We start from the raw sequence: 21,942 nt of genomic DNA on the forward strand, positions 1-21,942 counted from the left end.
GGGTCGAGAGAACGTGCGAGCCTTGTCGCAGCATCTGGACTTTTTGCGCCCTGTATGACGGCGTTCCAGGGCTCGGGGTTCCATCAGCGGACGGATGGGCCGGCCGCTCGGAAGAAAGCACCTCATGGGTCTCACCAGCAAAAAAGTGCTGATTCTTGCTGTCGTCATCGCCGTGGCGCTGTTCATCGTCACGATCTGGCTCTGGCCGCGGCTCTCCGGCCGCAACTGGCGCACGGTCCTGGGACGCGTCGGACTGCTGCTCGTCACCCAGATATCGCTGTTCGCCGCGGTCGGTCTCTTCGCCAACAACTCGTTCGGCTTCTACGCCTCCTGGGCCGACCTCTTCGGCCAGGAGCAGGAACCGGGTGTGGTGACCACCTACAAGACGGGACCGGACAGCACCCAGCTCCAGACGCTGGGCAGCGAGCGCTTCAGCATCCGCGGCGCGGGCCGCCCGGACGTCGCGGGCCGGATAGACAAGGTCCTGATACGCGGCGAGCAGTCCCACATCACCAGCCCGGCCTTCGTCTACCTCCCGCCGCAGTACTTCCAGCGCGCGCACGCGCACCGGACGTTCCCCGCCGCGGTCGTGCTCACCGGCTACCCGGGCACCGCCGAAGCGCTCTACAAGAAGCTGCACTTCCCGCAGACCCAGCACGACCTGCACAAGCACGGCAAGATGCAGCCGACCGTCCTGGTGATGATGCGCCCGACGGTGGCCCCGCCGCGTGACACCGAGTGCGTGGACGTACCCGGCGGCCCGCAGACCGAGACGTTCTTCACCAAGGACCTGCGCCGCGACATCGCCGGGCACTACCGCGTCGGGCCCGACGCCAAGAGCTGGGGTGTCATGGGCGACTCCACCGGCGGCTACTGCGCCCTGAAGATGACCATGCGCCACCCCGAGTCGTTCTCCAGCGCCGTCGCGCTCTCCGGCAGCTACAAGGCCCCCCTCGACGCCACCACCGGCGCGCTCTTCGGCGGCGACAAGCAGCTGGAGCGCGAGAACAACCTGCTGTGGCGTCAGCAGCACCTGCCGGCCCCGAAGGCGAGCTTCCTGGTCACCAGCAGCAAGCAGGGCGAGGGCAACTACCGCGACACCCTGAAGTTCATCAAGGGGACGAAGTCCCCCTCGCAGGTCGCGTCGATCATCCTCGACAGCGGCGGCCACAACTTCAACACCTGGCGCCGGGAGATCCCGGCCGCCATGGAATGGCTAGGCGGCCGGCTCAAGGTCTGACCCTCAGGACGAACCCCCACCTCACGGCCCGTACGCTCCCGTACGGGCCGTGACGCGTTTCCGGACGGCCGTCAGCGGGCCAGTATCAGGCTCATCGCCTCGGCGCGGGTGGCCGGGTCACGGAGCTGCCCGCGCACCGCCGACGTGGTGGTCTTCGCCCCGGGCTTGCGGACGCCGCGCATGGTCATGCACATGTGCTCGCACTCGATGACGACGATGACGCCGCGCGGCTCCAGGATGTTCATCAGCGAGTCGGCGATCTGCGTCGTCAGCCGCTCCTGGACCTGCGGGCGGCGGGCGAACACATCGACCAGCCGGGCCAGCTTCGACAGGCCGGTGATCTTGCCGTCGGTCGACGGGATGTAGCCGACGTGCGCGACGCCGACGAACGGCACCAGGTGGTGCTCGCAGCTCGACGTGACCTCGATGTCCTTGACCAGCACCATTTCGTCGTGGCCGAGGTCGAACGTCGTCGTCAGCACGTCCTCAGGCTTCTGCCACAGCCCGCCGAAGATCTCCCTGTACGCGCGCGCCACCCGGTTCGGCGTCTCCCGCAGGCCCTCGCGGTCCGGGTCCTCGCCGACGGCGATGAGCAACTCGCGGACGGCGTCCGCGGCGCGCTTCTCGTCGAACTCGCCGATCGCGCCTTCGCCGTCCAGCGTCACAGGGTCGGTCATGTGGTGCCTCGTTCCTTCTGCGCCGGCTCCCCCATGCGGAATGCCGCGCCTCCAGGCTAGAACCTGTGAGGCGCGGCATTCATTCCGGGTCCGTTCGGGCCCTGGCGATCAGCTCTCCGGGTGGTTTTCCTCCGGGGCTTCCGCCTTCTCCGTGGAGACCGTGGCGGTCGTGGGCACCGTGCCGTTGGCCGGCGACAGCTCCCGGGGGGACAGCACCGGCGGGCGGGTCGACGGCGTACGTCGCGAGGAACCGGTCCACGCCGGGCGGGCCGGGCGCTTCACGATGTGCTTGAAGACCTCGGCGATCTCCTCCTTGCCCAGCGTCTCCTTCTCCAGGAGCGTCAGGACGAGGTTGTCGAGCACGTCGCGGTTCTCGACCAGGATCTCCCACGCCTCGTTGTGCGCGGTCTCGATGAGCTTCTTGACTTCCTCGTCGACCAGCGCGGCGACCTCTTCGGAGTAGTCACGCTGGTGGCCCATCTCGCGGCCCAGGAAGGGCTCGGAGTTGTCGGTGCCGAACTTGATGGCACCGAGACGCTCGGTCATGCCGTACTGCGTGACCATCGCGCGGGCCGTGGCGGTGGCCTTCTCGATGTCGTTCGCCGCGCCCGTGGTCGGGTCGTGGAAGACCAGCTCCTCCGCCGCGCGCCCGCCCAGCATGTATGCCAGCTGGTCGAGCATTTCGTTGCGGGTGGTGGAGTACTTGTCCTCGTCGGGCAGGACCATGGTGTAGCCCAGGGCCCGGCCGCGGGACAGGATCGTGATCTTGTGGACCGGGTCGGAGTTCGGGGAGGCCGCCGCGACCAGGGCGTGTCCGCCCTCGTGGTACGCGGTGATCTTCTTTTCCTTGTCCGACATGATCCGGGTCCGCTTCTGCGGACCGGCCACGACGCGGTCGATCGCCTCGTCCAGGAAGTGATTGTTGATCAGCTTCGCGTCACTACGGGCCGTCAGCAGGGCGGCTTCGTTCAGGACGTTGGACAGGTCGGCACCGGTGAAGCCGGGGGTCCGCTTGGCGACGGCCGTGAGGTCGACGTCCGAGGCGACCGGCTTGCCCTTCTGGTGCACCTTGAGGATTTCCAGCCGGCCCTGCATGTCCGGACGGTCGACGGCGATCTGCCGGTCGAAACGGCCGGGACGCAGCAGCGCCGGGTCGAGGATGTCCGGGCGGTTCGTGGCGGCGATGAGGATCACGCCGCCCTTCACGTCGAAGCCGTCCATCTCGACGAGCAGCTGGTTCAGCGTCTGCTCGCGCTCGTCGTGGCCACCGCCGAGACCCGCACCGCGGTGCCGGCCGACGGCGTCGATCTCGTCGACGAAGACGATCGCCGGGGCGTTCGCCTTGGCCTGCTCGAAGAGGTCGCGCACCCGGGAGGCACCGACACCGACGAACATCTCGACGAAGTCGGAGCCGGAGATCGAGTAGAACGGCACGCCGGCCTCGCCCGCGACGGCGCGCGCCAGCAGCGTCTTGCCCGTTCCGGGCGGGCCGTACAGCAGCACACCCTTCGGGATCTTGGCGCCGACGGCCTGGAACTTCGCCGGCTCCTGGAGGAACTCCTTGATCTCGTGGAGTTCCTCGACCGCCTCGTCCGACCCCGCGACGTCCGAGAACGTCGTCTTGGGCGTGTCCTTGGTGATCAGCTTCGCCTTCGACTTCCCGAAGTTCATCACCCGGGAGCCGCCGCCCTGCATCTGATTCATCAGGAACAGGAAGACGACGACGATGAGGACGAAGGGGAGCAGCGACAGCAGCACACCGACGAACGGGTTCTGCTTCGACGGGGAGACGGTGTAACCGTCCTTGATCTCGCCGGTCTGGTACTTGGCCTGCAGGTTCTTGGCCACGTCGACGCCCTGGTCGCCGATGTAGCTCGCCTGGAGCTTGTTGGAGCCTTGGATCTTGTTGTCGCCCGACAACTCGACCTTGATCTTGTTCTCGTCGCCGGTCGTCAGCTCGGCGGATTTCACCTTGTTGTCAGTGATCGCCTTGACGACCTGACCGGTGTCCACCGTCTTGTAGCCGCCGGACGAGCCGACGACCTGCATCAACACGACCACGGCGAGGACGGCCAGCACGATCCACATGACCGGCCCACGGAAGTATCGCTTCACGTCCATCCATACGGAGCCGACACGGCCCCGTCCCTCCTGCCACAGTGAGGCACAACAGCCCCGTGGAGGGCTGGTCGTGCGTACGGTGTATTACTGGCCCGAAAAATGAGTGCCTTCGGACGGTACCCCAGCATTGTCACCCGACGCCGCCGCCCACGGTTAACAATGAAGCCTCGGATTCCGTTCCCGCTGCTTCAACGGCGGGCGGCCCCGAGGGGTTCCCGCCGCGGCACAACGGCTGCTCCGGGCCCTCGCCGGCCGATGGTGGCCGACGAGTGGTGGTGCGTCCCTCAGCCGCCGTACACGTGCGGCGCGAGGGTGCCGACGAACGGCAGGTTCCGGTACTTCTCCGCGAAGTCCAGGCCGTAGCCGACGACGAACTCGTTGGGAATGTCGAAGCCGACCCACTTCACGTCGAGGGCGACCTTGGCTGCCTCCGGCTTGCGCAGCAGCGTGCAGACCTCCAGCGAGGCCGGCTCGCGCGAGCCGAGGTTCGACAGCAGCCACGACAGCGTCAGGCCGGAGTCGATGATGTCCTCGACGATCAGGACGTGCTTGCCCTTGATGTCGGTGTCGAGGTCCTTGAGGATGCGGACCACGCCGGAGGACTGGGTGCCCGCGCCGTAGGAGGAAACGGCCATCCAGTCCATGGTGACGGGGGTGGACAGCGCGCGCGCCAGGTCCGCCATCACCATCACGGCGCCCTTGAGGACTCCGACGATGAGCAGGTCCTTGCCCGCGTACTCCGCGTCGATCTTCGCTGCCAGCTCGGCCAGCTTGGCGTCGATCTCTTCTTTGCTGATGAGCACCGACTGAAGGTCGGAACCCATGTCCTTGTCGTCCACCCGTGCCACTCTCGCTCGGTTCGGTGTTCATGTCAGTCGTGAGACTGGTGAAGCGGGGCAGTCCTGCGGCTCAGCCCTGCCGAATGACCAGTCTGCCACCCTGCCGTCGAACACCGACCCGCCCGGGGAGGTTGATGGCGCCCTGACCACGCCAGGCGGTGATCAGCCGGTCCACTTCCTCGACGTGGCGGGCGAAGAGCGAACCGGCCGGCGCACCCGCCGTGATGGCGGCCCTGCGCAGCACCCGGCGGCGTACCGCGGCGGGCAGCGCGAACAGCCCGGCGACGTCCAGGGCGCCGTCCTCGACGAGGACCGTCCGCTCCGCGTCGGCCGCCCAGCAGTCCAGGGCGTCGGCGTCGTCACGGGAGAGCTGCGCGGTACGGGCCAGGGCCTCCACGACGCCTTTGCCGAGGGCCTTTTCGAGCGCGGGCAGCCCTTCGTGGCGCAGCCGGGAGCGGGTGTAGGAGGGGTCGGCGTTGTGCGGGTCGTCCCAGACCGGCAGCGACTGGATCAGGCATGCCTTGCGGGCGGTCTGGCGGTCGAGTTCCAGGAAGGGGCGCCGGTAGCGGCCGTTGCGTCCTGTGGTGGCGGCCATGCCGGAGAGCGAGCGGGTGCCGGAGCCGCGGGCGAGGCCGAGCAGGACGGTCTCCGCCTGGTCGTCGCGGGTGTGGCCGAGGAGGACGGCGGCGGCGCCGAGGCGGTCGGCGGTCGCGTCGAGTGCGGCGTAGCGGGCGTCGCGGGCGGCGGCTTCGGGGCCGCCTCCCTTGCCGACGGAGACGGCGACCGACTCGACCGGGTCGAGCCGCAGGCCGCGCAGCCGCAGCACGACCTCGGCCGCGCGGATGTCGGAGCCGGCCTGGAGGCCGTGGTCGATGGTCACGCCGCCCGCCCGGACGCCGAGCTTGGGCGCTTCGAAGGCGAGGGCGGAGGCGAGCGCCGTGGAGTCGGCGCCGCCGGAGCAGGCGGCGAGCACGAGCGGGGGCTCGGCCGATTCCTGCGCGCAGTGCTGGTTCAACACGTCGTGGAGTACGCGGCGGACCGCCAGGCGTATCGCGGCGACCGCTGGATGGGGACCCATGTCCGTTTCCAATCGTTCAGCTGGGGAGCCTCGGCGCGTGACGAGCAATTCGTCACACAGAGTGCCTAGATGGTGACAGAGGCGAGCAGTTCCCCGAGCATTGCACGCCTATCCATCGGTCACGGTCCCTCAGAAGGGTGATTGAGGGGGCATTCATCTGCCGTGCGAGGTGTGTGCGGCTCCCAGCTGCCTTACCGTGCCTCCCCTTCTCGGACGCGACGTCCCGGACCGGCCTAACCCCGCACGCGGGCGACCCAGTCGGCGGGCGCGGCGATCTCCTGCTTGGTGGGGAGGGTGTTCGGCGAGGTCCAGACGCGGTTGAAGCCGTCCATGCCGATGTCGTCGACGACGGCGCGCACGAACCGCTCGCCGTCGCGGTACTGCCGCAGCTTGGCGTCCAGGCCGAGGAGCTTGCGCAGCGCCAGGTCGAGCCGTCCTGCGCCGCTGGCCCTGCGCTTCTGGAACTTCTCGCGGATCTCCGCGACGGAGGGCACGACGTCGGGGCCCACGCCGTCCATGACGAAGTCGGCGTGGCCCTCCAGGAGGGACATCACGGCGGTCAGCCGGCCGAGGATCTCGCGCTGGACGGGGGTCTGCACGAGGTCGACGAGGGAGCGCCCGCCGTCCTCGCCCTCCTCGCCCTCGGGCCTGGCGCCGGCCAGCGACTGGGCGGCCTCGCGCAGCCGCTCCAGGAGGGTGCCGGGGTCGATGTCGGTCTCCGCGAGGAAGGACTGGATCTCGCCCTCGATGTGGTCGCGCAGCCAGGGGACGGCGGTGAACTGGGTGCGGTGGGTCTCTTCGTGCAGGCACACCCACAGGCGGAAGTCGTGCGGGTCGACCTCAAGCTCCCGTTCGACGTGCACGATGTTCGGCGCGACGAGCAGCAGCCTGCCGCCCTGGGCCGCGGCGGGCAGTTCGCGGGATGCCGGGGCGAACGTCTCGTACTGGCCGAGGACGCGGGAGGACAGGAACGACAGCAGCATGCCCAGTTCGACGCCCGTCACCTTGCCGCCGACGGCGCCGAGCACGGCTCCCCCGGGGCCGTTGGAGCGGCGGGTCTCCATCTTGTCCAGCAGCGGCTTGAGCACCGCGCGGAACCCGGCGACGTTGGCCTTGATCCAGCCGGTCCTGTCGACGACCAGGACCGGGGTGTCGTGCGGCGCCTCGCCCGCGGGGCCCGGCTGTGCCATCCGCGTGAAGGCGCGGACGTGTTCCTCCGATGACCTGGCGTGCCTGCGCAGCTCGGCGACGATCGCCCGCGCCTCGTCGCGGCTCACCTCTGGACCGGGCCGCACGAACCGGGTCGCGGTCGCCACCGCGAGATTCCAGTCGACCATCTCGACACCACCGATGCTCGTCATGCGTTCACGGTACGTGGGCAGTTGGCTCGGGGGTAGCCGACCGGGGTTTTGCGGTGCGGGCGCCTGCCGCCGCGCGGCCCGGGATTCAGCGGCAGCCGCAGTTGGCGACCGCCGACGCGAGGGTGTCGAGCGCCTCCTGGGCGCCCTGGGCGTCGGTGGTGCCGCTGGTCATGAAGGCGAAGACCAGCAGCCGTCCGTCGGCGTCGACGACGGTGCCGGCCAGGGTGTTCACGCCGGTGAGGGTGCCGGTCTTGGCCCGTACCGCGCCGGCGCCCGCGGTGTGGCTGTAGCGGTCGCTGAGGGTACCGGTGAAGGCGGCGACGGGCAGGCCGGTGACGATCGGGCGCAGCTCGGGGTGGTCGGGTGCGGAGGCGCGCAGCAGGAGGTGGGAGAGGAGTCCAGCGGTGACCTTGTCGTCGCGGTCGAGGCCGCTGCCGTCGGCGAACTTCGCGCCGGCCAGCGGCAGCTTCCGGTCGGCGAGGGCCTTGCGTACGGCGGTGGCGGCGCCGGCGAAGCTGGCGGGCTCGCCCGCGCGGACGGCGGTCTGCCGGGCAAGACCTTCGGCGATGTCGTTGTCGCTGTGGGTCAGCATCCGTTCGACGAGGTCGGACAGCGGCAGCGAGCGGACCGCGGCGATCCGGTCGGCCTTCTTCTTGGGGGCGTGGGCCGCTGCCGGGGTGCCCCGGACGTCGATGCCGCGGGCGCGGAGCAGGCCGGCGAAGGCACGGGCCGCGGCGGCGGCCGGGTCGGCGTCCCGTGGCGCCGTGCCGTGGTCGCTGTCGTCGAGCCGTCCCTCGTCGGCCATCAGGGCGCTGACCGGGGCGATGTTCTCGTTGGGGCCGATGGGGTGCAGGCGGGGCCCGGAGTAGAGCGAGGTGTCGTAGCCGATGGCGACCTCGGTGGTGCCGCGTTTCTTGAGCGTGCGGGCGGTGTCGTCGGCGAGGGTGCGCAGGTTGGCGGGGCGCTGGTCGGCGGGGCCCCGGGGCGGGCGGGCGGTGAGCGTCGGGTCGCCGCCGCCGACGAGCACGATGCGGTGCTTGCCCGCGCCCTTGCCCTTCCCGCCCTTCCCTGGGGCCGCCACGACGGTGGTCAGGATGCGGTGGTCGGGCCCGAGCGTGGACAGCGCGGCGGTGGCGGTGGCGAGCTTGACGGTGGAGGCGGGGGTCGAAGCGGCGTGCGGCTCGGCGCTGAAGATTTCCCGCCCGGAGGCGACGTCGAGGACGGACGCGCTGCGCAGCGGGCCCAGCGCCTCGCTCTTGAGCAGCGGGGCGAGCGCGTCGGACAGCCCGGCCTTGGTGGGCGCGGGCGCCGCGGCGCGGTCCGACGTGCCCTGGGCGGGGGTGCCGAGCGCGGGCAGGACCTGCGGGGTGCCGGGGCCCGGATCCGCTCCCGGGCCGGGTGCTCCGGCGTGATGCTCGCCACCTGTTCGGGCCGCTGCCCCTGCGCGGGCCCGCTCGGCCGTACGCTGACCCGAGTCCCACGGCCCGGCCGTCGCCACCGCGGCGGTCGCGACCGCCAGACCGGCGACGGCGGACACCGTGGTCAGCCGCCAGGTCTGCCGCGTACGCAGCGGTGCGGACCGCCATGCCTGTGCTGCGTCACGCCCGGCCGCCTGCGCGGTGCGCGACGCGGTGCGCGCGGCGGACTTCGCCGACCGTTGCGCCGACTGCCATCTGACCTGCCACGATCCGGTCTCCGGCACCTCGGACCAGCCCCTTTCGCCACCACACACCTGCGTGGGGGACACTTAATCACCAGACCTATGTGTTGATCATGGAGGAGCCACCCGTGGAGTTCGACGTCACCATCGAGATCCCGAAGGGTTCGCGGAACAAGTACGAGGTGGACCACGAGACCGGTCGGATCCGCCTGGACCGTCGACTCTTCACCTCGACCAGCTACCCCGCCGACTACGGATTCGTCGAGAACACCCTGGGCGAGGACGGCGACCCGCTGGACGCGCTGGTCATCCTGGACGAGCCGACCTTCCCCGGTTGCCTCATCAAGTGCCGCGCCATCGGCATGTTCCGGATGACGGACGAGGCCGGCGGCGACGACAAGCTGCTGTGCGTGCCCGCGTCCGACCCGCGCGTGGAGCACCTGCGGGACATCCACCACGTCTCGGAGTTCGACCGCCTGGAGATCCAGCACTTCTTCGAGGTCTACAAGGACCTGGAGCCCGGTAAGTCCGTCGAGGGCGCGAACTGGGTCGGCCGCACCGAAGCCGAGGCCGAGATCGAGGCGTCGTACAAGCGCCTGGAGGCGCAGGGCGGCGCCCACTGACGTGGCCCTTTCCGGGGGCCTTCACCGGCCCCCGGTTCCGGCGCGTGCGCTGATTTTCGTACGCGAACGGGCGGCACCCGGTCGGGGTGCCGCCCGTTCGTGCGTGTCGGGGCGGGCGGGCGCGCCGGAAGGGCCGTCGGGCCCGGGTCAGAAGCCGCGGGTGCGCTTGGCGGCGCGGCGTCCGCCGCCGACCGCCTCGGGTCCTGGGGCGCGGAGGAACAGCCGGGCGACCTCGCCTCCGAGGTTCACGCCGACGGCGATGGCCAGCGCCAGCGAGACCGCCTTGATCAGCGACGAGATGCCGTCGAGAAGGTTGCCCTGGGCGAAGTTGAGCAGCCCGAAGTACGTGGCGCTACCGGGCAGCAGCGGGCCGATGGCCGCGGTGACGTAGGGCAGCGCTGAGGCGTAGCGGTAGCGGGAGAGCAGCTGTCCGAAGAGGCCGACGAGGCCGGCGGCGATGGCGGTGGCGGGCACCGCGTCGAGCCGCGCGACGTTGGCGAGGGCGCCGTAGACGACCCAGGCCACCCCGCCGTTCAGCGTGGCGAAGGCGACGGTGTGACGTTCCTGCTGAAGCAGCACACAGAACGCCAGCGCCAGCAGCATGGACGCGCCGATCTGCACCACCGGCTCGTTGTAGACGTGCAGCGCCTCCTCGGGGTTGAGGCGCCTGAGCCCCGGATTCACCTGGAGCCCGATGTACAGCACGCCGAGCACGCCGACGACGATGCCGACGATGAGGTAGCCGACTTCCAGGAGACGCGCGGACGCGGTGATGTAGTAGCCGGTCAGGCCGTCCTGGACGCCGGCGACCAGCGCCCGTCCCGGGATCAGCGCGAACAGCCCACCGGTGATCACCGCGGACGCCTGCACGTTGGCGTGGATCAGGCCGAAGCCGACGCCCATCATGGCGGGCGGCATCGCGGCCACCACGAACTGGTAGAACTCGGGCAGCCCGCGCCCGGACGCCAGCCAGGCGAGCCGGTCGCCGAGCATCGAGCCGATCGCCGCCGCGACGAACACCAGCAGCCCGCCGCCGACCAGCATGGAGGCGGCGCCGGACAGCAGCCCGGAGGCCAGCGTCAGCGCCCAGCTGGGGAACGGGTGGCGGTTACGGCGGATCTCGGCGAGGCCGCGGTACGCCTCTTCGAGGGTGATGCCATCGGACGTGATGTCGTCGACGAGCCGGAAGACCGCGGACAGCCGGGTGTAGTCGACGCCGCGCCGCCGCACCGTCCTGCTGGCCGTGACGGGGTCGTCGACCAGCGAGGGCTGGTACGAGATGGACAGCAGCGTGAAGGTGACGGTGGGCTCGACCCGCTCCAGGCCGTAGGCGTGCGCGACGCCGAACATCGCGGCCTCGACGTCCTCGGCGCCCTCGCCGCCTGCCAGCAGGATCTCGCCGATACGGAGCGTCAGGTCGAGCACGCGCGGGACGGCGGGCCCGGTCTCGTCGGTCCGCTCGGTCCGCTCGGGGATCGGGCGCTCGTGGACCGGCATCCGCAGCATGGTGCGCATCCGGTCCTGCCAGGGCGCCTCTTTGGTGAGGCTGATGACGGGGATGCCGTGCGGCGGTGTGAAGGCCGGGAATCCGCCGGGCGGCGCGAACGCCGAGCCCTCCTGCTCCGCCGGTGCCTCCGGACGCAGCCCTTCGGGCAGCGCGAACTCGGATGTGGTGCTGCTCTCGTCCTCGGGCAGCGGCGGGTACGGCACGCCCATCGGCGGGGTGAAGGCGCTGCGCGCCTCGTCGGGTGTCGGCTTCCGGTCCTCGTCGAACGGCTCGGGGCCGTTGCCCGACGAGGTGGTGCCGTTGCCGTTCCGCGCGCTCTTGGAGCCGTTCTGGGAGTGCGGTGTGCCGTTGGTGCCGCGCTGGCCGCGCTGTGGGTCCGACGCCACGTCTCTTCGCTCCTCGTACGCCTCATGCGACCGTCAAGGACACGATGCCTGATGGCGTCCCGGTGCGCGCGGGCCGGGGGGTGTTTCCCGGTCGCCCTACGGGCCGGCGAGGGTGGTTCGGGGGTGCGCCGGCGTGCCGCGGAGGTGCGGCCCGCGCTCCGGGTGCGGGTCCTGCACCGGCTGCGCGCCCCCGGTGCGCCCGCCGCCGCCTGCCGCGGAGCGGCGCGGCGCCCGTACGGGTGTCAGCGCTTGGCGTGCCGGCCGCGGCGTCCGTCGCCGCCGTTCGGCTGCGGGGCGGCGGCCTGGCCCGGCACCTCGGCCGCGGCTGCCTTCTTGGCCTTGCCGCGGGCCCTGAGGAACTCGACGGCGATCGGCACCACCGAGATCAGCACGATCAGGACCAGCATGGCCTCGATGTTCTTGTGCACGAACTCGATGTTGCCCAGCGCGGCGCCGAGCAGCGTGACACCCGCGCCCCACAGGGTGCCGCCGATGATGTTGAAGATCAGGAACGAGCGGTAGTTCATCCGGCTCACACCGGCGATGATCGGCGTGAACGTCCGCACGATCGGGACGAAGCGGGCCAGGATCAGCGACTTGGGGCCGTACTTCTCGAAGAAGTCGTGGGCCTTCTCGACGTTCTCCTGCTTGAACAGCCGGGAGTCGGGCCGCTTGAACAGCGAGGGGCCGACCTTGCGCCCGAAGAGATAGCCCGCCTGATCGCCGAGCACCGCGGCCAGCACGACCAGCGCGCACACCGCCCACAGCGGCAGGTCGATCTTGTTGGTGGTCACCAGCAGGCCGGTGGTGAACAGCAGCGAGTCGCCCGGCAGGAAGAAGCCGATCAGCAGGCCGGACTCCGCGAAGACGATGACCAGGACGCCGATCAGGCCGTACGTCGCGATCAGGTAATCCGGGTCCAGCCACTGGGGGCCGAGCGCGAGAGTGTTCACGGGGTGAAGGCTCCTGGGTCGAGGGCGCCGGATCGCGCAGTGCGACGGGGAAGCGACGGGGATACGGGCGCAGTGTGCGGCCCCAAGCTATCAACGCCGGATGACGGCCCGTGGTTCCATCCGGCCCCGCGGACGGCCGCACCCCCGCGGTTGTCCCGGACGGACTGGCCCGGCGGACCGAACCACGCAATGCTGATCGCCAAGGAGGTGCACCCATGGGCATCGAGGAGTACGGCGGCGGACAGCAACCCCAGTCCGACGTCCTGGTGGTGACGACGAACGACGTACCCGGTTTCGCCGTGCAGCAGGTCATCGGCGAGGTATTCGGACTGACCGTCCGCTCCCGCCACTTGGGAAGCCAGATCGGCGCCGGGCTGAAGTCGATGATCGGCGGCGAGCTGAAGGGCCTGACCAAGACCCTGGTCGAGACGCGTAACCAGGCCATGGAGCGCCTGGTCGAGCAGGCCCGCTCGCGCGGCGCGAACGCGGTGCTGATGTTCCGCTTCGACGTCACCGAAGCGGCCGACGTCGGCACCGAGGTGTGCGCCTACGGCACCGCGGTGGTACTCGCCCCGCAGAGCTGACCCGGCGCGGCCGGCCCGGGGGCGCGCTCCCCGGACCGGCCGCCGCACCGCCGTACGACGACCGCGCCGCAGGTCAGGCCCGCCGCGCCGCGTTGGCCAGGATGGCGTCGCGCAGGTAGACGGCCAGGCCGGGGCGGATCGCCTCGTAGGTGGCGGTGAACCGCTCGTCGTCGACGTACATCCTGCCGATCCCGGTGTGGATCTCGTAGGTGCAGTCGTAATACGCCCGGCAGATGAACTGCCGGTGCTCCTCGGCGACCGCCGTCGCCTCGTCGGACGCCGGGTCCGCCCCCGCGTCGAGGAGGGCGGCCATCCGCTCGTGGACGGCGTCCATCTCGGCGGTCAGCCGCTTCCAGTCGTCCTTGGTGTACGCGGCGGTCCTGCGCTGCGACTCGCGGTACGCGTCCGTCCTGCCCCAGCGCTCGTGGACCTCGTCCTCGTACACGTCGGGGTCGAAGTCGCCGAACACCTCGAACTTCTCCTCCGGTGTGAGCCGTACGTTCATCCTTCGTGCCTCCATCGCCTTGTCGACGGCCGCGGCCATCTCCTGGAGCCGGCCGATCCGCTCGCCGAGCAGCTGCCGCCGGCGCCGCAGGTGTGCGAGCGGATCGGCGTCCGGGTCGTCCAGGAGCACCGCGACCTCGTCGAGCGGAAAGCCGAGCTCCCGGTAGAAGAGGATCTGCTGGAGCCGGTCCAGATCGGTATCGGTGTACCGCCGGTGACCTGCGTGATTACGCGCGCCGGGCACCAGCAGGCCGATCTCGTCGTAGTGGTGCAGGGTGCGCACCGTGACCTTGGCGATGCCCGCGATCCGTCCCACCGGGTAACTCATGTCCGCTCCTTTCCCGGTACGTGTGCCACGCTCCCCCCTCCCGCCGCGTGAGGTGCAAGTCCGCATCCTGAAAAGGCGTGCGGGGGAACGGCCCCGGGGTGCGATCCTTCGTCCCATGCTGGGGATAACGGACCTTTCCACGTATCTGGCGGGCCTCGCGCTGATCATTCTGCTGCCGGGCCCGAACTCGCTGTACGTCGTCTCGGTGGCGGCCAGGCGCGGCCCGCGCGTCGCCTACCGCGCGGCGGCCGGAGTGCTCTGCGGCGACACGGTGCTGATGACGCTGTCGGCGGGCGGCGTGGCCTCGCTGCTGCAGACCAGCCCGGTGCTCTTCACGATCGTCAAGTTCGCGGGCGCCGGCTATCTGACCTGGCTGGCGTTCGGAATGCTGCGCGGCGCGGTGGCCCTGTGGCGCGGCCGGGAGGCACGCCGGGCCGCCCGCGAGGGGGAGCAGGCGGAGCCGAAGGCGGCCGTCGAGCGGCCGTACCGCAGGGCGCTGGTGGTCAGCCTGCTCAACCCGAAGGCGATCTTGTTCTTCATCTCTTTCTTCGTGCAGTTCGTGGACCCGTCGTACGCGCACCCGGTGCTGTCGTTCCTGACGCTGGGCGCCTGGGCGCAGCTGTTCAGCTTCACGTACCTGTCGGTCCTGATCTTCAGCGGGACGTACCTGGCGGCGACCTTCCGGCGCCGCCGCAAGCTGACGGCCGGTCTGTCGGCGGGCGCGGGCGCGGCGTTCCTCGGCTTCGCGGCGAAGCTGTCGATGGCCAGCGCGGGCTGATCCGGCCGCTGCGCCCTTTGGCCGTACACCGCAGGCCACCGCACCTCCTGCGCCCCTATGTTCGGGGTCAGGAGGTGCGCCATGTCCCCGCCCGACGCCCCTGACGGACACGAAGGACCCGCAGGACCGGCCGTCAACGTAGCGGTCATCTACTACTCGTCGACCGGCACCGTCGCCCAGCTCGCCCAGCTCATCGCGGACGCGGCCGAGCACGCCGGGGCCGCGGTGCGGCTGCGCAGGGCGGCCGAGCTGGCGCCGCAGGCCGCCGTCGAATCCAACCCGGCCTGGGCGGCGAACGCCGCCGCCACCGCCGACATCCTGGAGGCCGTCCCCGAGGACATGCTCTGGGCGGACGCGGTGATCTTCGGCACCCCCACGCGCTTCGGCAACGTGACGTCCCAGCTCAAGCAGTACATCGACACCCTGGGCGGCCTCTGGCAGCAGGGCAGGCTGGCCGACAAGGTCTACAGCGGCTTCACCGCGACCGCGACCCGGCACGGCGGCCAGGAATCCACCCTGCTCGCGCTCTACCAGACCGTCCACCACTTCGGCGGCGTCCTCGTCGCCCCCGGCTACACCGAACCGGCGAAGTTCTCCGACGGCAATCCGTACGGCACTTCGCACGTCGGCGGTCCCGACACCCCGCTCGACGACGACGCCCGCACCGCGGCCGGAATCCAGGCCCGGCGCGTGGTGAAGCTCACCCGGGCGCTCAAGTCCGGTCTCTCCGGCACGGATTGAGGGGCACCCGCGGCAGATGACTCTCCACAAAGGCGCATCCGGCGGCGACCGCGAGCGGGCCCGGCACCCGGTCAACCCGTTCTACGGCGAGGCGGACCCGGTCGCCGGCATGAGCAGCTCGCCGTCCCGGCACACCCTGCCCGAAGGCCCCGTCTCCCCGCACACCGCCTACCAGTTCGTGCACGACGAGCTGATGCTGGACGGCAACGCCCGCCTCAACCTGGCGACCTTCGTCACCACCTGGATGGAGCCGCAGGCCGGGGTCCTGATGGCCGAGTGCCGGGACAAGAACATGATCGACAAGGACGAGTACCCGCGCACCGCCGAACTGGAGAAGCGCTGCGTGGCGATGCTCGCCCACCTGTGGCACGCGCCCGACCCGTCGGCCACCGTCGGCTGCTCGACGACCGGGTCGAGCGAGGCGTGCATGCTCGCCGGGCTGGCCTTCAAGCGGCGCTGGGCGCTGCGCAACAAGGACCGCTATCCCGGCAGCGCCAGGCCCAACCTCGTCATGGGCGCCAACGTCCAGGTCTGCTGGGAGAAGTTCTGCAACTTCTGGGAGGTGGAGGCGCGCCAGGTGCCCATGGAGGGCGACCGCTTCCACCTCGACGCCGAGTCCGCCGCGGCACTCTGCGACGAGAACACCATCGGCGTGGTGACGGTGCTCGGCTCGACCTTCGACGGTTCGTACGAGCCGGTGGCCGAGGTGTGCGCGGCGCTCGACGCTCTCCAGGAGCGCACCGGGCACGACATCCCGGTGCACGTCGACGGGGCGTCAGGCGCCATGATCGCGCCGTTCCTCGACCCCGAACTGCCCTGGGACTTCCGGCTGCCGCGGGTCGCCTCCATCAACACGTCGGGCCACAAGTACGGCCTGGTCTACCCGGGCGTCGGCTGGGCGCTGTGGCGGGACACCGACGCGCTGCCCGAAGAGCTGGTCTTCCGCGTCAACTACCTGGGCGGCGACATGCCGACCTTCGCCCTGAACTTCTCCCGGCCCGGCGCGCAGGTCGCCGCGCAGTACTACACGTTCCTGCGGCTCGGCCGGGACGGTTTCCGCGCCGTCCAGCAGGCCACCCGCGACGTGGCCCGCTCGATGACCGAACGCATCGGCGCGCTGGGCGACTTCCGCCTGCTCACCCACGGCGACGAGCTGCCGGTCTTCGCCTTCACCACCGCCGACGACGTCACCGCCTTCGACGTCTTCGACGTGTCCCGGCGGATGAAGGAACGCGGCTGGCTGCTGCCCGCCTACACCTTCCCGCCGCACCGCGAGGACCTGTCCGTACTGCGGGTGGTCTGCCGCAACGGCTTCTCGCTCGACCTCGCCGACCTCTTCCTCGCCGACCTGATCCAGCTGCTGCCCGAACTGCGCCGCCAGGAATGCCCGTTGGGCCGCTCGGAGGCGGAGGCGACGGCCTTCCACCACTGACCGGCGCCGGTGGCCTGGCCGCGCCGCTCAGCCACCGCCGGGGCCGTCGTCCCCCTCGGCGTCCCGCCCCGCGCGTCCCGGCCGGCCGCGCTCCCCCGCCGCGTACGGGTTGGCGGCGCCGTCCGGAAGCACCCCGACGAACGGATCGCCCTCCCCGGCGAACACATACGCACCGCCCTCGATCCGCTCGATCAGGCCGCGCGTCCACGCGGCGCCGCTGTCCGCCGAGTGCACCCACATGTTCATGATCTCGCCGATGTGGCCGAACACTTCGGGGCCGCCATCGGGTGCGTAGTACTCGGTGACCGTGGCTCGCCACTCCGCCAGCGCCCGCACCCGCTCCCTGAGCAGCGCCACCGCGTCGGCGCGCGGCAGGTCGACGAGGAAGCCGAGCCCTGCGCTCAGCTCGTCGGTCTTCCGGTCGGGCTGCGACAGCGCGGCCCGCAGCAGCGAGAAGAACTCCGCGTCGCCCGCGGCGGTCACCTCGTACTCCGTGCGCGGCGGGCCGCCCGCCGTGCTCGGCGCGAGGTCGTGGGCCCGCAGCAGGCCCTGCTTCGCCATCTGCTTGAGCGCGTGGTAGATCGACCCCGGCTTGGCGTTCGACCACTCGTGGGCGCCCCAGTACTCCAGGTCGTTGCGCACCTGATAGCCGTGCGCCCGCCCGTGCTGCCGCACCGCGCCCAGCACCAGCAGCCGGATCGCCGACATCGTCCCTCCGCCCCTGGCCTTACCGGGAGAGCCCTGCGCACCCGGTAAGGCCACCCTAGAGGGGACGGATACCGCCCGTTACGCCCCCTGCTGCGCTGCCCGCTCCTCGTCCACCAGGGCGAAGGCGGTCCTGCCGTCCAGGGACTCGCGGACGATGTCGGCGTGCCCCGCGTGCCGGGCCGTCTCCTCGATCAGGTGCAGCACGAGCCAGCGCATCGACTGCCTGGCCCGCGGCGGGTACCACGGCGCATCCGGCAGCGGAAAGGTGTCGTCCAGACTCGGCACCGACCGGATGAACTCCTCGGTCCTGCGGGCGACCTCGTCCCAGAAGGCCAGCACGCTCCCGACCGTCTCGCCGTCCGAGAGCCGGAAGCTCAGCGGCCAGGAATCCTGGTCCCTGGCGATGGAGTGCGGCAGTTCCTGCGCCGTCTCGACCCAGCCCTGCTCGGTCTCCGCGACGTGCTTGAGCAGCCCGCCGACCGACAGCTCGCCCGCGGTCGGCTGCCGCCGCGCGTCCTCCTCGCTCAACCCGAGCGCCGCGCGCCGCAGCCCGCCGCGCTGCGCCTCCAGGAAGGCCAGGAGCGCACCGCGCTCGTCACCATGGGCCTCGGCAGGAACGTGAGTGGGCATGACGCCGCCTTTCGTGAAGTCCCGGGGCGGTACGGCTGTGTGCCGCCCGCCTCCCGACACCTCGAACGCTACGGAGCCATGCGGACAGTGGCTGTCCGCATGGCTCCGGTGTCGCGCGAAAACCGGGACGCAGGTCCCGGCGGGCCTCAGAACGGGAAGCGCGACCTGCCGTGCTGGATGGAGATCCACTTGGTGGTGGTGAACGCCTCCACCACCGCGTCTCCGTTGAGCCGGCCCACGCCGGAACTCTTCTCGCCGCCGAACGGCACGATCGGCTCGTCGTGCACCGTGCCGTCGTTGATGTGGATCATGCCGGTCTCGATCCGCTTGGCGAACCGCACCCCGCGCTCGATGTCCGCGGTGTGCACCGCCCCGCTCAGCCCGTACGGCGACGCGTTGGTGATCCTGACGGCTTCCTCGTCGCCGTCGAAGGGCACCAGCAGCACCACGGGACCGAAGATCTCCTGCCCGAGGATCCACGAGTCCTCCGGTACGTCACCGAGCACGCTCGGCGCGACGAGGGTGCCACGGGCCTCGCCGTGGACGAGCGCGGTGGCCCCTTCGGCGACGGCCCGGCCGACCATCGACGAGACCGCCTCGGCCTGCCCCTCGTTGATCAGCGGCCCGATGTGGGTCTGCGGATCCACCGGGTCGCCCACCTTCAGGGACGCGACCTTCGCCACGAACTTCTCGGTGAACTCCCGCTCCACCGCGCGGTCCACCAGCACGCGGTTGGCCGCCATGCAGACCTGGCCCTGGTGGACGAAGCGGCTGAAGACCGCCGCGTCCACCGCGTAGTCGAGGTCCGCGTCGTCGAGGACGACCAGCGCGCTGTTGCCGCCCAGCTCCAGCACCGTCTGCTTGAAGTGCGATGCGGCGACCGTCGCGACGTGCCGGCCGACCTTCTCCGAGCCGGTGAAGGAGATCACCCTGGGCACCGGGTGCTCGATCAGCGCGTCACCGATCTCGGCGATGTCGGTCACGACGACGTTGAGCACACCGGCCGGCAGCCCCGCCTCCTCGAAGATCTTGGCGACCAGACCGCCGCCGCAGACCGGGGTGTTCTGGTGCGGCTTGAGCACCACGGCGTTGCCCAGCGCGATGGCGGGGGCGACCGACTTCATCGACAGCAGCAGCGGGAAGTTGAACGGGCTGATCACCCCGACGACGCCGACCGGCAGCCGGTAGAGGCGGTTCTCCTTGCCGTCCACGGGCGAGGGCAGGATGCGCCCCTCGGCGCGCAGCGCCAACTGCATGGCCTCCCGCAGGAATTCCCTGACCAGGTGCAGCTCGAAGCCCACCTTGGCGTGGGTGCCGCCGACCTCGGCGGCGATCGCGTCGGACAGCTCCGCCTCGCGGGCGTCGACGATCTTCAGCGCCCGCTCGAAGACCAGCCGCCGGGTGTACGGATTGACCTCGGCCCACTCGCGCTGCGCACGTTCCGCCGCGCGGTACGCCTGGTCGATCTCCTCGGCCGTGGCGACCGGTATGGAGGCCAGTTTCTCCCCGTTGTAGGGGTTGAAATCGACGATGTCCCAAGAGCCGCTCCCTGAGCGCCACTCGCCGTCGATGAACTGATGTGCCACGTCGTCGAAGTAGGACATGCGAACCCGATCTGGAGAACAGGGCGCTCAGGGCGCCGCATTGGGGGGTGCTGACTCCTGATGGTTTGTCATCCTACCCACGCGTCACATCAATTGGAGTAGACCACGAAGGAGATCCCGGGACTCGGCCGGATTCGGGCCTTCTTCCTGGAGGCGGTCCATCACCCGGGCGTACAGCGCCACTTCCTCGGGCTTGTCCACGTACAGGGCGCTGGTCAGCTGCTCCAGATAGACGATGTCCGGCAGGCCCGACTCCTGGAAGCCCAGCATGGTGAAGGCCCCGCTCTCACCGGCGTGCCCGCCGATACCGAAGGGCATGATCTGGAGGCGCACGTTCGGCCGCTCCGACACCGCTATCAGATGTCTCAACTGGTCCCGCATCACCTGTCTTTCGCCGTACGGGCGGCGCAGCGCGGCCTCGTCGAGCACGCAGTGGAACTCCGCGGGCCGCTCGGCCAGCAGCAGCTTCTGCCGTTCGAGACGCAGCGCGACCCGGCGCTCCACCTCCGCCGGCGCGGCGTCCGGCATGCCGCGTCTGACGACGGCGTCGGCGTACTCCTCGGTCTGCAACAGGCCGTGTACGAACTGGACTTCATAGGTACGCAGCGCGGAGGCGGCGCCTTCCAGGCCGACGTACGTCTGGAACCACCCGGGCAGCACGTCGGAGTAACTGTGCCACCAGCCCGCGACGTTGGCCTCGCGGGCGAGCGACTGCAGCGCCTCGCGCTCCTTCTCGTCGCCGACGCCGTACAGCGCGAGGAGGTCCGCCACATCTCTCGACTTGAAGCTGACCCGGCCCAACTCCATGCGGCTGATCTTCGATTCGGATGCGCGGATCGAATAGCCCGCCGCTTCCCGGGTTATCCCGCGCGACTCCCGCAGCCGGCGAAGCTGCGATCCCAGCAGAATCCGCCGCACCACCGACCCGCTCGACTCACTTGCGGACACCTTTCCGACCCTCCCGTGGCCCCACCCGCCCAATAGTGCGCCGCAGTCTGCCACGTTCCCGCATCGTTGAGTGCTCATCCGGTTACTGATATGTGAGGCCCGTCCGCCCCTTCCGCAAGAAGACGGCAGGAAGAATTGACCGCGAACCGGAACGCTCTCCCGCAATCGCGGCACGTGCACGTGCATCTGCCCTTGCATCTGACGTACGCATTCGGAACCATGGGCGTCGCACGCATGCACGCTCGTGAAAGATCCGCCAGATCCGGCTGACCGGCCGTCCGCGAACGCCAGGAGTGCCTCGCATGGGGACCAAGGTTTTGACCATGCTCGAGCCGTTGTGGCAGGGCTTTCCTCCCGTCGACCCCTGGGCAGTCTCCGGATCGGCCTCCTGCACCCTCGCGCCACGCTACGAATCGGTGAGCGGCGCGCGGAAGTTCACCCGCGAGACGCTCCAGGGGTGGGACCTGGACGACCTCTTCGACGGGGTCGGCCTGGTGGTGTCCGAGCTGGTCACCAACGCGCTGCGGCACGCCGTGCTCGCCGCCCCCACACTCGCCGACACCCCGCCGCCGGCCCGGCTCCATCTGATGCGCTGGTCCTCGCGGTTGGTGTGTGCGGTGCGCGACCCCAGCGACGATTCACCGGTCGCGGGCGAGGCCGACTCCGGCGCGGAGTCAGGGCGCGGACTGCACCTCGTCGACTCGTTCAGCGACAGCTGGGGCTGGCACCCGCTGTCGGGCACCCCGCACGGCAAGATCGTGTGGGCGCTCTTCCGGCTGCCGTAACCCGGCCGACCGCCCCCCGCGCGGGCACGGCGGCCACCGGGCCAGTCCGCCCCCGCGCGCAGTCCTTCCGGACCTCAGTCGCGCACCAGGTGGTCGAACTCCCCGTCCTTGACGCCGAGCAGCATGGCCTCGACCTCGGCCGGCGTGTAGATGAGCGCGGGCCCGTCGGGGAACCGGGAGTTGCGCACCGCTATCTCCCCGCCCGGAAGCTTGGCGAACTCCACGCAGGAGCCCTGGGAGTTGCTGTGCCGGCTCTTCTGCCACGCCACCTCACGGAGATCCGTTGCGGCCATGCCGTTGTATGCGTGGGGCACAGGAGTCTCCCGGGTGATTACTGGTCTTCAACTGCCCGGGATCATAGCCGCGTTCACATGCAGATGCATGCGCAGATGCAAGTGCACGACAGGGGGTGCCGACGCCGTCACTGCACGTCGAGCGCCCGCCCTGCCGTACAC

General features: G+C 70.5%; 21 protein-coding genes. 7 read left to right on the plus strand and 14 right to left on the minus strand.

All coding sequences use genetic code 11. The features are described from left to right. Positions 1-124 precede the first annotated feature (124 nt). On the plus strand, positions 125-1,240 hold the full coding sequence (locus tag ACIBK8_RS20600; protein ID WP_399043248.1) for an alpha/beta hydrolase: 1,116 nt from the start codon (positions 125-127) through the stop codon (positions 1,238-1,240). A gap of 71 nt (positions 1,241-1,311) precedes the next feature. Here the strand turns inward: ACIBK8_RS20600 and folE are convergent, their stop codons facing one another. From folE to dacB, 6 genes are all read right to left on the minus strand, one after another. Then, a complete protein-coding gene (gene folE / locus ACIBK8_RS20605) occupies positions 1,312-1,917 on the minus strand; it encodes a GTP cyclohydrolase I FolE (protein ID WP_393686562.1) in 606 nt (201 codons plus the stop codon). A gap of 108 nt (positions 1,918-2,025) precedes the next feature. Then, on the minus strand, positions 2,026-4,038 hold the full coding sequence (gene ftsH / locus ACIBK8_RS20610; protein ID WP_399043249.1) for an ATP-dependent zinc metalloprotease FtsH: 2,013 nt from the start codon (positions 4,036-4,038) through the stop codon (positions 2,026-2,028). Between the two features lie 284 nt (positions 4,039-4,322). Continuing rightward, entirely contained in the window at positions 4,323-4,862 is a 540-nt protein-coding gene (hpt, locus tag ACIBK8_RS20615) for a hypoxanthine phosphoribosyltransferase (protein ID WP_227049790.1), read from the minus strand. A gap of 85 nt (positions 4,863-4,947) precedes the next feature. Next, entirely contained in the window at positions 4,948-5,955 is a 1,008-nt protein-coding gene (gene tilS / locus ACIBK8_RS20620; RefSeq protein WP_399043250.1) for a tRNA lysidine(34) synthetase TilS, read from the minus strand. A gap of 233 nt (positions 5,956-6,188) precedes the next feature. Further along, the gene (locus ACIBK8_RS20625; protein ID WP_399043251.1) at positions 6,189-7,316 is read right to left on the minus strand and encodes a zinc-dependent metalloprotease; all 1,128 of its coding nucleotides are present in this window, start codon (positions 7,314-7,316) and stop codon (positions 6,189-6,191) included. 85 nt (positions 7,317-7,401) lie between these two features. Further along, complete coding sequence (gene dacB / locus ACIBK8_RS20630) at positions 7,402-9,018, minus strand: D-alanyl-D-alanine carboxypeptidase/D-alanyl-D-alanine-endopeptidase (protein WP_399043252.1); 1,617 nt, start codon at positions 9,016-9,018, stop codon at positions 7,402-7,404. 86 nt (positions 9,019-9,104) lie between these two features. On the opposite strand from dacB, the gene ACIBK8_RS20635 reads away from it, so the two are divergent. Further along, positions 9,105-9,599 (plus strand): inorganic diphosphatase, encoded by a 495-nt coding sequence (locus ACIBK8_RS20635; protein WP_108151010.1) that lies wholly within the window; start codon positions 9,105-9,107, stop codon positions 9,597-9,599. Positions 9,600-9,746: 147 nt separating this feature from the next. On the opposite strand, the gene ACIBK8_RS20640 is transcribed toward ACIBK8_RS20635, so the two are convergent. Beyond that, positions 9,747-11,492, minus strand: coding sequence for a threonine/serine exporter ThrE family protein (locus tag ACIBK8_RS20640; RefSeq protein WP_399043253.1), 1,746 nt, complete (start codon positions 11,490-11,492; stop codon positions 9,747-9,749). A gap of 242 nt (positions 11,493-11,734) precedes the next feature. Further along, the gene (locus ACIBK8_RS20645; protein WP_399043254.1) at positions 11,735-12,445 is read right to left on the minus strand and encodes a DedA family protein; all 711 of its coding nucleotides are present in this window, start codon (positions 12,443-12,445) and stop codon (positions 11,735-11,737) included. Positions 12,446-12,660: 215 nt separating this feature from the next. Here ACIBK8_RS20645 and ACIBK8_RS20650 point away from each other — a divergent pair, with 215 nt between their 5' ends. Then, positions 12,661-13,029: a YbjQ family protein gene (locus ACIBK8_RS20650; protein ID WP_399043255.1), complete on the plus strand. Its 369-nt coding sequence runs from the start codon at positions 12,661-12,663 to the stop codon at positions 13,027-13,029. A gap of 73 nt (positions 13,030-13,102) precedes the next feature. Here the strand turns inward: ACIBK8_RS20650 and ACIBK8_RS20655 are convergent, their stop codons facing one another. Further along, positions 13,103-13,861, minus strand: coding sequence for a MerR family transcriptional regulator (locus ACIBK8_RS20655; protein WP_399043256.1), 759 nt, complete (start codon positions 13,859-13,861; stop codon positions 13,103-13,105). Positions 13,862-13,976: 115 nt separating this feature from the next. On the opposite strand from ACIBK8_RS20655, the gene leuE reads away from it, so the two are divergent. From leuE to ACIBK8_RS20670, 3 genes are all read left to right on the plus strand, one after another. Beyond that, positions 13,977-14,639, plus strand: coding sequence for a leucine efflux protein LeuE (gene leuE / locus ACIBK8_RS20660; RefSeq protein WP_399043257.1), 663 nt, complete (start codon positions 13,977-13,979; stop codon positions 14,637-14,639). Positions 14,640-14,720: 81 nt separating this feature from the next. Beyond that, complete coding sequence (gene wrbA, locus ACIBK8_RS20665; protein ID WP_399043258.1) at positions 14,721-15,380, plus strand: NAD(P)H:quinone oxidoreductase; 660 nt, start codon at positions 14,721-14,723, stop codon at positions 15,378-15,380. 16 nt (positions 15,381-15,396) lie between these two features. After that, positions 15,397-16,812, plus strand: a complete 1,416-nt coding sequence (locus ACIBK8_RS20670) for a glutamate decarboxylase (protein WP_399043259.1) — start codon at positions 15,397-15,399, stop codon at positions 16,810-16,812. Between the two features lie 27 nt (positions 16,813-16,839). On the opposite strand, the gene ACIBK8_RS20675 is transcribed toward ACIBK8_RS20670, so the two are convergent. The 4 genes from ACIBK8_RS20675 to ACIBK8_RS20690 all read right to left on the minus strand — a co-directional run bounded on the left by ACIBK8_RS20675 (position 16,840) and on the right by ACIBK8_RS20690 (position 20,702). Further along, positions 16,840-17,520 carry a PadR family transcriptional regulator gene (locus tag ACIBK8_RS20675; RefSeq protein WP_399043260.1) on the minus strand — a complete coding sequence of 227 codons (681 nt, stop codon included), beginning with the start codon at positions 17,518-17,520 and terminating at the stop codon, positions 16,840-16,842. Positions 17,521-17,598: 78 nt separating this feature from the next. Further along, entirely contained in the window at positions 17,599-18,150 is a 552-nt protein-coding gene (locus ACIBK8_RS20680) for a DinB family protein (RefSeq protein ID WP_399043261.1), read from the minus strand. A 146-nt stretch (positions 18,151-18,296) separates the two neighbouring features. Beyond that, the gene (locus tag ACIBK8_RS20685) at positions 18,297-19,754 is read right to left on the minus strand and encodes an aldehyde dehydrogenase family protein (RefSeq protein WP_399043262.1); all 1,458 of its coding nucleotides are present in this window, start codon (positions 19,752-19,754) and stop codon (positions 18,297-18,299) included. Positions 19,755-19,838: 84 nt separating this feature from the next. Continuing rightward, positions 19,839-20,702 (minus strand): helix-turn-helix domain-containing protein, encoded by an 864-nt coding sequence (locus ACIBK8_RS20690; RefSeq protein ID WP_399043263.1) that lies wholly within the window; start codon positions 20,700-20,702, stop codon positions 19,839-19,841. A gap of 302 nt (positions 20,703-21,004) precedes the next feature. Here ACIBK8_RS20690 and ACIBK8_RS20695 point away from each other — a divergent pair, with 302 nt between their 5' ends. Further along, positions 21,005-21,487: an ATP-binding protein gene (locus ACIBK8_RS20695; protein ID WP_399043264.1), complete on the plus strand. Its 483-nt coding sequence runs from the start codon at positions 21,005-21,007 to the stop codon at positions 21,485-21,487. Between the two features lie 74 nt (positions 21,488-21,561). Here ACIBK8_RS20695 and ACIBK8_RS20700 read toward each other — a convergent pair whose 3' ends face one another. After that, entirely contained in the window at positions 21,562-21,801 is a 240-nt protein-coding gene (locus ACIBK8_RS20700; RefSeq protein ID WP_399043265.1) for a DUF397 domain-containing protein, read from the minus strand. Positions 21,802-21,942: the final 141 nt, after the last annotated feature.

Origin of the sequence: Streptomyces sp. NPDC050161 (assembly GCF_044460025.1) — a bacterium.
Classification (GTDB): domain Bacteria; phylum Actinomycetota; class Actinomycetes; order Streptomycetales; family Streptomycetaceae; genus Streptomyces.